The organism is Corynebacterium sp. 5QC2CO (assembly GCF_024580435.1).
Taxonomy (GTDB): domain Bacteria; phylum Actinomycetota; class Actinomycetes; order Mycobacteriales; family Mycobacteriaceae; genus Corynebacterium; species Corynebacterium jeikeium_D.
Window position 1 is genome coordinate 18584 of sequence record NZ_JANIKI010000005.1, and the last position, 12552, is coordinate 31135.

Below are 12552 nucleotides of genomic sequence, written 5' to 3' on the forward strand. Positions count from 1 at the left end.
GCTACCGCCACCATCAGCCCTACCCCCGGGGCAAACTCGGTGAAACAGGTATCTCTCATTGCAATTCCCGGTTTCTCGACTATAAAAACAGCATTTCATACCCCCTTTCCAAACCTCAGTCGATACATGAGACACCACCCACACCCAACAAGTCATCAATGCATAAAACACCCCCATAGACCTGAAAATGGCGTTTTCGCTTGCCTATTATGGAATAGCCGTTTTAACATAGGTGCACCGGTTGAACGGGTTCGAACAACATCGAAATCTCCCGGTTTTACGAATCCTCAACATCTAAAAGAAAGCGAGCGAAAATGACTTCCGACCAGGCCAACCTGTCCGGCATTCTGTCTCTAAAGGAGATTGCCGAGCTGGCCGAGGTGAGCCGTCCGACGGTGAGCAACTGGCGCCGCCGTAAGGTTGATTTCCCCCGTCCCACTTCCAGCTCTTCACCCTCTAAGCCTCTCTTTGACGCTACGGAGATTCATGATTGGCTCCGCTCCAACGAGCTCTTGCCACCAGGATGGGAAAAGAATGCTGAAACCCTTTCCATGAGCTCGCGGATTAACTTGCTCCGAGCCGATGGCCTCCGCCCTATGGACACTGCGATCTTCGCACTGTCAACGCTGGTGGCACCCGCCTCCGAACCTCTTTCCGATTACAAGACCGCATGGGAGGAGAGTGTGGCGGCTCGCCTGCGTGAGGTTGCCGACGAAGCTACGCGGCAGGCGTTCCACGAGTCTATTAACACGACCCTGAGCACGGTTTCTCCCGAAAACCTCGAGTCGGCAATGCAGCATGCACGCAGCTTGAGCCCTGATTCCATCCTTAACGCCGAGCACGTCGTGATTGATGCTCTGTTCGGAGATGCCGGTCGCAGCAATGTCGGCCACTTCACCAGTGAGGATTCGGTTTGTGCCCGAGTCTTCCGCGAGGCTACGTCAAACGTTGTCCGCAGCAAGCAGGTTGCTAGCCGTGACGGCAAGCCCCTGAGCCGAGTGCTCGACCCAATGTGCGGCATTGGCACCACCTTGCTGCAAGTGGCACATGATCATGCTCCGGTTTCTACTATCGGATTCGATATCGACCCTCGCGCCTTGGCGATTGCTTCCCTCCGCGCTCTTATCCGCGGAACGAATGCCTCGTTCTCTGTGATGGATTCGTTGTCTCACTCGTCGGAGCCTGCCGATCTGATTGTGTGTGAGCCTACCTTTGGTATGAGGCTCTCTCGTGAGCAGCTTCCCCATACGGAAAACGTCTTTGCTCAGGTGCTGAACTTGCCACATCCCCGCATCCGAACGGCAGATGCCGCTATCATCGCCACGTGCCTCAACCAGCTCTCTCCAGGTGGTCGAGCCATCGTTCTCACCCCGCTTGCACCACTTTTCCAGCCTTCGTACGCGAAGCTCCGCCAGCAGTTGGTGGCTCTCAACGCTATCGACACGATTGTCCAGCTGCCGTCTAAGATGCTGACTTCGACTTCGATTCCGACTGCCCTCTGGATCCTGCGTACCGCCTCCGAGGCTCACGAAGGCGACTCGATTTCGCTCATCGACGCCTCTTCCGTGCCCGCTGCTGACCTTAATTTGGAGTCGTGGCTCACGACCGTGCAGTCGGGCGGGAAGCTCCCCGTGTCGCACTTCCGCGTGACTCTGGCCGATGTGGTGAAGAAGGGTGGGCCACTGCTCCCCGAGCTGTTCGCTGAACCGCAGATTAGCGATGATGCTTTCACAGATTTCGCCACTCAGGTTGCTTCTTTGGGCAAGGCTGCGAATTCTGCTTCCTCCGCGCTGGAGAAGTTCCTTAAGGATAAGGATGCGGTCCACACCACAGTCGAGCTTGAGTGGAAGAAGCTCGACGAGCTGATTGAGGCAGGCTATATCGAGCGAGTTCGTGCTAAGACGAAGGATCTCAAGGAGGCTTCTGCCGATGGCATTGTGGCGAAAATCTTCGAGCCTTACAAGAGGCTCGATACCCCCTGCAAAGGTTCCGTTGCCAGCAGCGATGAATTCTTGACCCCTAATTCTGTGGTCGTTCCTCGTTTCGAGACCATGCCTGCACGTGTCTTCTGCGAGAAGGGCGATTGGATTGCGCCGCGGTTCAGCGCTGTGCTCCGCACCGATGATTCGATGTTCCTTCCGGAATACCTCGCAGCTTGTGTGAACGCCGATTTCAATAAGGGTCCATCGTCGGGGGTTATGATTCCGAACCGTTCGATTCGTGAAATCAAGATTCCTATCATTTCGCTTGACCAGCAGACCAAATTGGTCGATGTCCTCGGCACGTTAGATTTGTTTGCTGCCGAGATTGGCGCAGTCCGAGAGAGCATTGCAGCCGTGTCTACAAAGCTGATGAACGAGGTGTTCAACGGTGCCTAAAGATAGCGCAAACGACATGGACTCGATGACTCATGAGATTTCGCGTCTGACTACTCAGCTCGAGGAAAAGACTTTTCGTCTTGAAGAGGCTTCAGCTCGCCTGGAGGCAATGGAGACTCTTCTGGACGAGCAGGAAGCTGCAAACGCAGACTTACAAGCAGAAAACATTTCGTTGAACGACCGTATCGATGAGCTCAAGCTGCGCACCGAAGACTTGTACATCCGTCTGGCACAGGCTGAGGAAGATCGCATGGATGCTTACGCTTATAAAGCACAGCTCGAAAAATTCTACGCGGCTCCCCAGAACCAGGAGCCTGAGGGAATCGATATTGATTCGATTCCCACGCCATCGAGTGTGGTCGAGGTTATCGAGATTATGAAGGACACCGACACCTACGAGGAATTGACTAAGTACATCGTACTCACCGATGCTGAAAAGGCACTTGCTAACGCTGCAATTCTGGATCAGAAAGATCACTTGGGCATTTATGCCCAGAACCTGTGGGAAACGGTTGTGGTTTTGCACGATTATGTCAAGGAGTGCGTTGAACACGGGTTCCAAGGGAATTTGCACATGTATCTGCTGGACAAGGGCGTGCATGGCCGTCAGCTAGCTCCAAATCGGCACAAGGCAAACGAGAGCGAGACCGTGCGTTCAAATCCAAAACGGCGTCGGGAGCGCACCTTCCCGGTGCCTACGGAGGTCGATCCCTCTGGAGAGAATTTCATGACTACGCACTTTGATCTCGGTACGAAGGACTCGAATGCTCCGCGAATGTACTATCACGCAGATGTTCATAACACCGGCAAGGCCTACATAGGTTATATCGGTCTACATCTGAACAACACGATGACTAACTAGCTCCCACTTCCCTGTTAGAACCTCTACCAGAGAAACCCAGATTATGATTTCGAAGCCCACCCTTAGAAGTAGTTGACTACCCTTGGTACCGCGAATTCCATTTGCTATCAATCAATGCCACGTTCACTGAAACCAAACTAACGTTAGCTGGAATGTGCCTGGGGGATAAGCTCCGATGAAAGTCTGTCGCGCTGGACGTAATAGACGCGGCAACTAGCGATAAATCGCCAACACCCTGAGTACTGCCGCCGGACCTTCGATCTCAGACTCCTCATTCAGTGGCTGTTCGTACGATTGTTCCTTTTCCATACGACGTCGCGCCTTGCGGTTCAACAAGTTCATCCCCGGAACGTTGAGCAACGGATAGCGTTGACCCTCCGGAAATTTTTTCTCAACCTTCCCGAGCACAAAGGCTTCACACTCAATGTCATCCAGACCTAGTTTCAAGAACTTTGGATCGAGTTTGAAGAGGTAAGTCTGCAGTCCCTCGTCAACCTCCCCCATGCAAACTATGGATCTTCCTGAGAGACTACTCATTGTCCTGATTTGGTTAATCGTTTCTTGATTAACTGAATCTTTATGCCCTGGAAACATCCTGAGCAATTCTCCAATATCGGCTATCTCATCAGGTTGCGCGATAACCTTGCCGAGCATCGGAATGGATATCTCACAATCGACCTCAATAAAGCTTCGCGGCACCAATTCACTGAAACCAAGCGGATGCTCCAAATCCACAGTGGTTACGTCCAAGTGAGGAAAAAGATGATTGAATTTAGATTCCGGCGTCATGGCACGCTGATAGGAACTCTGACTAGTTGAACCCGCATCGATATTTCCTCCAACAGAACTTAAACCGAGTTTCCCACCTTTAGATTTGGAATTCGAAGTCGTTACGTCTTCGCTTTCGATTAACCCGAAATCAATCTGGCTTACAAACTGATTGACCAACAATTCGTCCAAATACAAAAACTCTCGAAGCATCCCTTATCCCTCATCCCTCACTGCATACCGCGGCGCGAACTTCTCCATCTGTTCGTAAACGCGTAGTGTCGCTTCCTTTTGGCGGTCCGGCGGATAGTTGTATTTACGCAGCAGCAGCTTGATAGTTCGACGCAACTTGGCCTTGACGTCATCTCGCACTGTCCAGTCCGTGCGGGTGTCGCGGCGCATGGTTGCAACGAGCTGGCGTGCAATTTCCGCCAACACGTCGTCACCTAACACGTCCACTGCAGACTCGTTTTGCGAGATCACGTCGAAGAACGTCAGCTCATCGTTAGACAGAGCTGGCGTGAACTTCTCGCCACGCTTGGACTCCTCGACAACTTCCTTCGACAGCTTCACCAACTCAGCGATGACTTCTGCCGCAGTTAGCTGCTGATTCGTGTAGCGCGTCATCACGTCGCGGATGCGCTCGGAGAACAGCTTGCTGCGCACTTCGTTATTGCCAGTGGCATCACGAATGCCTTGCTGCAGTTTGGTTCGCAGGGCCTCGATAGCCAATTCGATATTGGACTTGAGGTTCCTTTCGTCGAAGCCCTGGGCCGCAATTTCCTGCAGGTTTGGCACATCCTGGCCAATCTCTGCATAGATGTCGATCACCGACTTACTCTCCGCAGAGTCAACGAGAAGCTGCCCCAGTACACGCCGTGCCGTATCCGAGATAGGTTCTCCACGGCTCGCTCGATCCGAAGCATCCATCTTGATTAACCACTGACGAACTTCGAGGTAGAAGCGAACGTCATCGCGAATATCCACCGCACCGTCGGCGGTCACGGCAATTGTCCAGGCTCGGGCCAACGAGCCAGCCAACTGGCGGAAGCGTTTCGCCACTGGGCGTGCCATCGGATCTTCTGGGTCGACATTCCCTTCGGTCCGTGGCGAACGCAGGAATCCCACCGCAGTTGCAATCGCACCATGCACATCGCCAGCAGCGAGCTTCTCCCGCCAGTCCACCTGCACCAATGCGTCAATCTGTGTCAAAAACCCCTTGGCGATTTCGAGCGTCTCATCGGCATGCTGGCCAATGACCTTCTTGCCTTGCTTTTCCGCATCGACAGTGAATTCGGCAAGTGCTGCGCGGAGGTTTTCAGTCAGCGGCGCGTAGGCAATGAGCAGGCCGTCCTCTTTACCTCGGAAGGTGCGGTTGACGCGCGCGAGGGTCTGCATCAACAAAGCACCACGCAGTGGACGGTCGATGAACAGAGTGTGCAGTGGCGGCGCATCGAAGCCAGTGAGCATCATGTCCTTGACGATGATGATTTCTAGCTCATCGTCAGGATCTTTCATCCGCTCCTTGACGGCCTTTGTCGCACTCGGTCGACGCATGTGCTTCTTAATCTCCGGAGGATCGGAGGGGTTCGCGGAATAGACGACCTTGATCCTGCCTTTGTCGTCAGCATCGTTGTGCCAATCCGGTCGGCGCTCGATGATCTTCTCGTAGATTCGCGCTGCGATGCTACGCGTCGACGTGACCACCATTGCTTTTCCAGGGCATCCGATGAAGTCTTGCATCACTTCACGGCGGTCGTCCCAGCGCATCAGCAAATCGTCCACCAGGGTGTTGAGACGGTCGTCCGTGCCGTACATTGCCTCCAGCGCTGCGGTAGTCCGCTGAATCCGGACGCGCTCGGATTCGCTGAGGCCTTCCATGGCTACTTCGGCGGTGGCATCGATGTACTCGTCGGTAATCTCCTTAACTCGCGCTAGCGGAATCAGGCGAGGCTCGAAGTAGACGGGCACTGTGGCACCATCGTCGACAGCACGCTGCAGATCATAAGTATCAATCTCGCCACCGAAGACCTCGCGGGTATCGCGGTCACCTTCAGCAATCGGTGTACCTGTGAAGGCAATCATCGTCGCGTGCGGTAGTGCTGCGCGCAGGTGCGCGGCGTAGCCGTCGGCGTTGATGTCGCCGAAACCGTAGTGAGATCGGTGCGCCTCATCAGCAATAACGATGATGTTGTGTCGCTCGGACAGAACGGGGTGCGACTTGTGGGCTTCGCGCTCATCCTTAGTCAGCCCGAACTTCTGCAGCGTGGTGAAGTAGATGCCTCCCGACGTCCGCGTCGCCAACGCCGTACGCAGCTCCTCACGCGACTCCACCTGCTGTGGCTTTTCGGGCAACAGTGTACTGGAGAGGAAAGTGCTGTAGAGCTGACCGTCAAGCTCGGTGCGGTCGTTGATGACCACAATCGTCGGGCTCTCCAGTTCGGGGCGTCGCATTACCGAGGCGGTGTAGATTTCCATTTCCATGGATTTGCCGGAGCCCTGGGTGTGCCACACGACGCCCGCGCGGCCGTCCGTGCGCACGGCTTCGATGGTCTTACCGACGGCCTTGGTCACCGCAAAGTACTGGTGAGGCTTCGCAATGCGCATGACCAAGCCAGTCGATGCGTCATCGAAAGCGGTGAAGTCGCGCTGCAATTGGGCAAAGCGCACTGGGTTGAATACGCCCCAGATGAGGTTTTCCAGGGCAAGTGGCGCCTGGCCGTTCTCGTCTGGCTCATCCATCTTGATGGGCACGCCATCGTCATCGACGTTCCATGGAGCCATGTGGTTGTATGGCGTGAACGGGGTGCCGCATTTCGCGTCGAGTCCGTCGCTAGCCACCACAACGTTGGCGAAGCGGAAGGCCATCGGGAATTCTTCCACATAGGTCTGCAGCTGATTAAATGCCTCCTCCGCCGTGGATTTGCCGGACGGCTTCTTCAGCTCGAAGAACGCTACCGGCAGGCCGTTGATGTAACACACGACATCGAAACGCCGCTCGTATTCAACATTGCGGATGGTGACTTGATTGACCGCCTTGAAGTCATTCTTGTTCCAGTCCGCGGAGAGGAAGTAGATTGTTGGGTTCTTCGGCTGCCCATCGAGGTCGTTGTACTGGATTCCGGAGTAGCCGTTGACCAGAATCTCGTGGATGCGCAGGTTTTCGGCGATGGGATCCTGCGACTTCGGGGTCAGCAGTTCACCAATCGCTTGCTGAAGGAATTCCTCCGGCACACCTGGGTTGAGCGCGCGGACGCTCTCATTGAGCGTTCCGCGGAGGACAATATCCTTCCAGCTTTCCCGCTCCCCTGAGCCCGGCGCGACGGACGCACCTGCCATCGGCTGCCAGTCGTTCTCGCCGAGTTTGTCCAGGGTGAGCTGTTCCAACATGTCTTCGCTAAACATCGCCGTCTCCTTCCTTTTGCTTTCCGACCACTCCCTCAACGGCCTCACTTGCCTCGGAGACGGAGAGCTTGCCGTTCATGAGTAGCGGCAGCAGTTCATCTCGGGTGCGGGCGAGGACTTGGTTTTCTTGAGCTTTCGCAACCATTGCTTCGTACACGGGATCAATGCGGCTTCGAATTGTGGCCACCACGGAGTCATTTGGAACCTTGACCGTTGCTTGCTTCAAATCCATCAAGTTCAAATGGATGACGGTGGTACCAGTCTTATAGTTTTCAATTTCTGCTAAAGGCCGCTTAATCGCCTCTCTCAGCAGAGCCGATCCGTAGAATTCACTACTAACCTTCATCATTCGTTGGTTCAACAAGCCTGGAGCTCCCAACCAAGTAGTCGGTCTAAATTCGGCATCTAAGCCAACCAGTAGGTCTCCTGGCTGAATCTCTGTAGAGTCAGTCCGCTGCTCAGTGGTCCACACTTGAGGTGCATTCGTCCTCAAATCTCGAATTCGAATCAGAGGCAAACCTTCACCATGAGAGTTAAAGTGAGCCCCCGTAAATGGCGCACCGTTCGTAATCCTCAACTCTGTGAATGGGATGACAACGTACTCTTCAATCATCCGATATTCAGCATGAATAAGTTCATCAGATAGCTGCATTACCCGCTGATTCGCTGCGATTTTGTCGTCCAAGGCACCCAGGACATCGGCAATAGCCTTCTGTGAAATTAGATCTACCAGTGGAATCATCAGCTCTCCAAAAGTGGATTTGTTGATAATTGGAGAAGCCGACCCTCCTGCGATTGATTTCAGCAATTTGGAACGACTGAGTATTGCATAGTATAGGTACCTAGAATCTATCAGGGTCGGCATTGCAGTAGCGCTGTTAATCTGCTGGTTAGTTAGCACACTTTCCATCGAAAAACCTGTTTTGCCGATCGTCGAACCGATGCAGGTAACGCAAGTGGAATACTTGGGGATAACCCTCTTGCCGACATTTTTAATCCCCTCATCATCCACTACCCGAGCACTACTACGAATTAGATCCTTATGCGAAAAATCGGAGGGTGTTACGAAAGGCAGTCCGCTGGCTCCTTCAGAATCCTGTAGGTGTTCGGTAGGCGTAAGACCAGTCGTGACTACCGCGACCTTAGACAGCTCTATTAATTCAGGTTTCACTTCATCCTCCCCAGCTGCTCACGCACTACCGCATCCAGACGCGCAGACTCATCCAAAGCAGCGGTCAATTCCTTTGTCAATCGAGCGATTTTCTCGTCGATAGACTCATCGTCTTCTTCCGCTTCCGGCATGCCTACGTAGCGGCCAGGCGTTAGCGCATAGCCAGCCTCACGGATCTCCTCGATGGTTGCGGACTTGCAGAAGCCGGCAACGTCCTCATACTCCCCTTCGGCGGACTCGCGACCGCGCCAGGTGCGGAAAGTATTGGCAATCAGTTGAATATCTTCATCAGAGAATTCACGCTCCGTGCGATCGACCATATGGCCGAGCTGGCGGGCGTCGATAAGCAAAACCTCACCACAGCGGTCGATGCTACCCTTCTGACCTGCGGACTTATCCATGTCGAAGAACCAGATGCACACTGGAATACCCGTACCGCGGAATAGCTGCGCTGGTAGCGCCAGCACACAGGAGACCACGTCATCTTCCACCATGTTCTTGCGGATCTCCCCCTCACCCGAACTCTGCGAGGTCATGGTGCCGTTGGCCATCACCACACCGGCGGAACCATGGGCACTTAGCTTGGAAACAATGTGCTGCATCCACGCGAAGTTCGCGTTACGCGCCGGCGGGACACCGTACTTCCATCGCTTATCCTCTTCGTTGCGCACCCAGTCCTTGATGTTGAACGGAGGGTTTGCCAGCACGTAATCCATCTGTATACCCCCGTGGATATCGCGTGCGAAGGTATCAGCCCAGCGCTGGCCTAAGCCCGCAGCACTTATGGCGTGAATAGCAAGGTTCATTTTCGCCATGCGCCAGGTGCGTTCGTTCAGCTCCTGGCCATAAACCACAATATTGCTGCGATCGCGCTTTGTAGCCTCCAGGAATTTCTCCGCCTGCACGAACATGCCGCCCGAACCACAGCAAGGGTCATACACGCGCCCTTCCGTAGGCTCCAGAATTTCCACCAAAGTTCGCACCACGGACTGCGGAGTGTAGAACTCTCCGCCCCTCTTGCCCTCGGCTTTTGCGAATTTATCCAGGAAATACTCGTACACCTCGCCGAGAAGATCGCGAGCCTTCTTCTCCTTAGTGGAGCCGAAATAGGTCGAGCTAAACAGGTCAACCAACTCACCCAGGCGGCGCTGGTCAATATTCTCCGCGCCGTAAATCAAGGGAAGCGTACCCGTCAACGACTCATTGTCCTGCATCACATGCTGCATTGCAGCATCGATGAGCTTGCCAATCGACTGTTGCTTGCCGCCTTCGCCTAGACGACCTTTGGAATTAGCCGTCAGGAATTCCCACCGAGCTTCGGGATCAACCCAGAAGACATTCTCACTGGTGTAGGAATCAATATCTTCCAGGTCTTCCTGGATTACCTCCTCATCGAAGCCCTGCTCCTCCAGTTCAACGCGAATCTCCTTCTGACGCTCATCAAAAGAGTCCGACACATACTTCAGGAATACGAGCCCCAGCACAACGTCCTTGTACTGCGAGGCATCCATGGACCCGCGTAGCTTATCCGCGGACTTCCACAGCATGTCCTTAATCTCACTCATTGTGGAAGGAACCTTGACCGCTTCCTTCTTCTTTCTTGCCATTACTTCGTTTCCTTAACTCTTAGATTTAGCTATCTGATTAAGCTGTTTAGATACGATTTCCGAATCCTCGCCAAGCAGCGATTACTCCGGTGCCGCCCGAATACCGCCACTTGCCAGCGACACACCGAAGTCACGTCGGAAAGCGGAAATGCCCTCGAGCTGCTCAAGCAACTCTGCTCTACGTGCATCCACCTCACGCATCACTGCTTCGAACACTTCCGCATCCCGCTGCTCAATTACGGGCACCTGCCACGCCTTCTTGTCCTTGGTCTGCGCGTGGCCCAGCTGCTCCGCCAACAGATACGGTGATGTGACTTCCTCAAGAGGGGTCTTGCTCCGAGCCCTGGTCTTCATACACCGCAGAATCTGGGCAGGTGCCTCGACCAGCGAGCCTCCTTGCGCATCAACAATCGCAACGGGCTTATTGAGGTAAATCCACACCACGTCACCGGGCTCGGTCAGGGTTGAGCGAGGCAGCTTCACACTGATATCGACGATGTTGGCTTTCCGTGCTCCGGCTGGCGCGAGCCCGCTCAGTTCGCTTCGACCAATAACCGGGATGGTTCCATCCGGGTTTCCAGTATCCAGGTCCTGCAGCTTCGATCCCTTGATGACCTTCACCAACGGTGCCGGCTGTTTGGTCGCCTCGGTCCAGCTAAGGAGCTTTCTGCGGTGAATCTCGTAGGGATTGCCCGCCTGCTGGAGGTTCGGCACACGCGACAAGTCGACACCCACCGCGTCGGCCTGGAGTCGCAACTCGGCGATTGTTGCGATTTCCTCCTTTTCGGATACCCGTTCGCGGATCGGGCGCAGCGAATTCCGCATGCGTAGGTTCTCGTCGGTGAGCACCAGTGAGTTATAAAACGCGTGCTGACGAGGAGAAACCTCATCATTGACCGCAGCCAAGACATCCATCACGAACTGACGCGGGCGAGTACCACTGAAATCGAGGGAGGAATAATCTGCCAGAATGACAAGATCGGAATCGAACTTCTCTGGATCTCGCGTTCGCAGAATCCACAGCGCGAGCTGGCTCTGCCCAAGACTTCTCGTCCACCCATGAGGAAACAGCGCCGCATACCGCAGGGAAGAATGCAGATTATTCTTCGAACCCCACAGAAAGTTCCTTCGTTCAAGGTTCACCACAGCATTGCTAGACTCAATGAGGAGCTCAGCCGGAGCAATAACAACGACGCAGCCCCGCGCATCGAGTCCCGATTGCACGTAGCCAATCTGATCGAAGAGCTCTTGGGCGTCGTCCTGCTTGGCGCTTGCCCACTGAAGGAATGCGACCGCAGACGGGTCCCATTCATCAGTTACTTCCAGGACTTCGATTCCACGCGCTAGGCTCAGGCAGAGCTCTGGAGTGAAATCGTCGTGTTCAAAGCCAATACCGAGTGGCGACTCGTGGGATTCAATAGCGTGCTGCGCCCACGCGCCGCCACCTGGGCCAAAAGCAAGAACCTCCCGAGTCTCCTTATCACGGTGCAATTCCTTGATGAGCTCCGAGCCAATGGCGGCAAGTAGCGCCTCTGCGTTCTCGACGAGCGCTTCTGGCGTTTGCGAGCGACGACGCCGGATAATCTCGACGAGCACTTTGGTTGCGGAAAATGCCGCTTCAGCCAGGATATTTGCGGAGGTCACCGCGTGCTCCAGGTCGCCTTCCAAAATCTCAGATGGCACCAGTGACTCCGAGAACAACTCATCACGGACAGTCTCCGGGGTTACCTCCTCACCGCCACGGGCATGTGCAACAAGCGCCGCCCACACTCGAGGATCCTCGACAGCTTCGTTAAACAAGTCGCTGTAGAAAGGCGCATCCGCAACAGCATCGGAGTTGTTTCCGTGGTCAGTCTCAACGAGCCACTTTGCTACCTCGATAGCATCAAACTTCAGTTGAGTATCTCTCGCTGCAGCGGATTCAACTGGCAATAGTGGTTCCGGGAAAGGAGCATCGGACCCGCCGGAGTGACGCTTGCGCCACATAGTTACTAATGGACGCTGGACATCCGCTAAGTCAGCAATGCGTTGCATTGAAATTGTTAGGGCGGGCATCTTCTTCACCTCACTCTCGGAACTCGATTTCCTTTTCTTTGTTCGAGATTGAGATTAGCCCAGTTTAAAAGCTGTAATATGTTCATAGCTGTTAAGGGTACTTAACAGTCATTCCCAGATAAATCTATGTACGAGGAAAACAAAAGCGCAGAACCGCTTGGCATCATGTCTCCAAGCGGATCTAAACCTCCAACGCGTAGTAAATCGGTTCCAGACCGCTTGGGTCGGAGTTGACGCGTCGTTAAACACGCAACGCATTACGATGCCCCCACCTGTCATCACTCTCCCCGCACCTACGAGTATCGG

7 protein-coding genes are annotated in these 12552 nt (G+C 54.4%); 2 read left to right on the forward strand and 5 right to left on the reverse strand.

The genetic code is table 11. The annotated features are described in order from the left end of the window. The first annotated feature begins 314 nt into the window (after positions 1-314). A complete protein-coding gene (locus NQ014_RS05720; protein ID WP_257074194.1) occupies positions 315-2378 on the forward strand; it encodes an N-6 DNA methylase in 2064 nt (687 codons plus the stop codon). After that, positions 2371-3240 carry a hypothetical protein gene (locus NQ014_RS05725; protein ID WP_257074195.1) on the forward strand — a complete coding sequence of 290 codons (870 nt, stop codon included), beginning with the start codon at positions 2371-2373 and terminating at the stop codon, positions 3238-3240. Before NQ014_RS05720 ends, NQ014_RS05725 begins: the two co-directional genes overlap by 8 nt. A 213-nt stretch (positions 3241-3453) precedes the next feature. Here the strand turns inward: NQ014_RS05725 and NQ014_RS05730 are convergent, their stop codons facing one another. The 5 genes from NQ014_RS05730 to NQ014_RS05750 all read right to left on the reverse strand — a co-directional run bounded on the left by NQ014_RS05730 (position 3454) and on the right by NQ014_RS05750 (position 12225). Next, complete coding sequence (locus tag NQ014_RS05730; protein ID WP_257074197.1) at positions 3454-4200, reverse strand: hypothetical protein; 747 nt, start codon at positions 4198-4200, stop codon at positions 3454-3456. A 24-nt stretch (positions 4201-4224) separates the two neighbouring features. Continuing rightward, positions 4225-7413: a type I restriction endonuclease subunit R gene (locus NQ014_RS05735; protein ID WP_257074199.1), complete on the reverse strand. Its 3189-nt coding sequence runs from the start codon at positions 7411-7413 to the stop codon at positions 4225-4227. Then, positions 7406-8584: a restriction endonuclease subunit S gene (locus tag NQ014_RS05740; protein WP_257074201.1), complete on the reverse strand. Its 1179-nt coding sequence runs from the start codon at positions 8582-8584 to the stop codon at positions 7406-7408. Before NQ014_RS05740 ends, NQ014_RS05735 begins: the two co-directional genes overlap by 8 nt. Then, positions 8581-10191, reverse strand: coding sequence for a class I SAM-dependent DNA methyltransferase (locus NQ014_RS05745; RefSeq protein WP_257074202.1), 1611 nt, complete (start codon positions 10189-10191; stop codon positions 8581-8583). Before NQ014_RS05745 ends, NQ014_RS05740 begins: the two co-directional genes overlap by 4 nt. A gap of 81 nt (positions 10192-10272) precedes the next feature. Beyond that, complete coding sequence (locus NQ014_RS05750; RefSeq protein WP_083326707.1) at positions 10273-12225, reverse strand: hypothetical protein; 1953 nt, start codon at positions 12223-12225, stop codon at positions 10273-10275. Positions 12226-12552: the final 327 nt, after the last annotated feature.

Coding starts and splice junctions, on each gene's coding strand:
- NQ014_RS05720 (WP_257074194.1), top strand. CDS start 315: ATGACTTCCGACCAGGCCAACCTGTCCGGCATTCTGTCTCTAAAGGAG.
- NQ014_RS05735 (WP_257074199.1), bottom strand. CDS start 7,413: ATGTTTAGCGAAGACATGTTGGAACAGCTCACCCTGGACAAACTCGGC.
- NQ014_RS05745 (WP_257074202.1), bottom strand. CDS start 10,191: ATGGCAAGAAAGAAGAAGGAAGCGGTCAAGGTTCCTTCCACAATGAGT.
- NQ014_RS05750 (WP_083326707.1), bottom strand. CDS start 12,225: ATGCAACGCATTGCTGACTTAGCGGATGTCCAGCGTCCATTAGTAACT.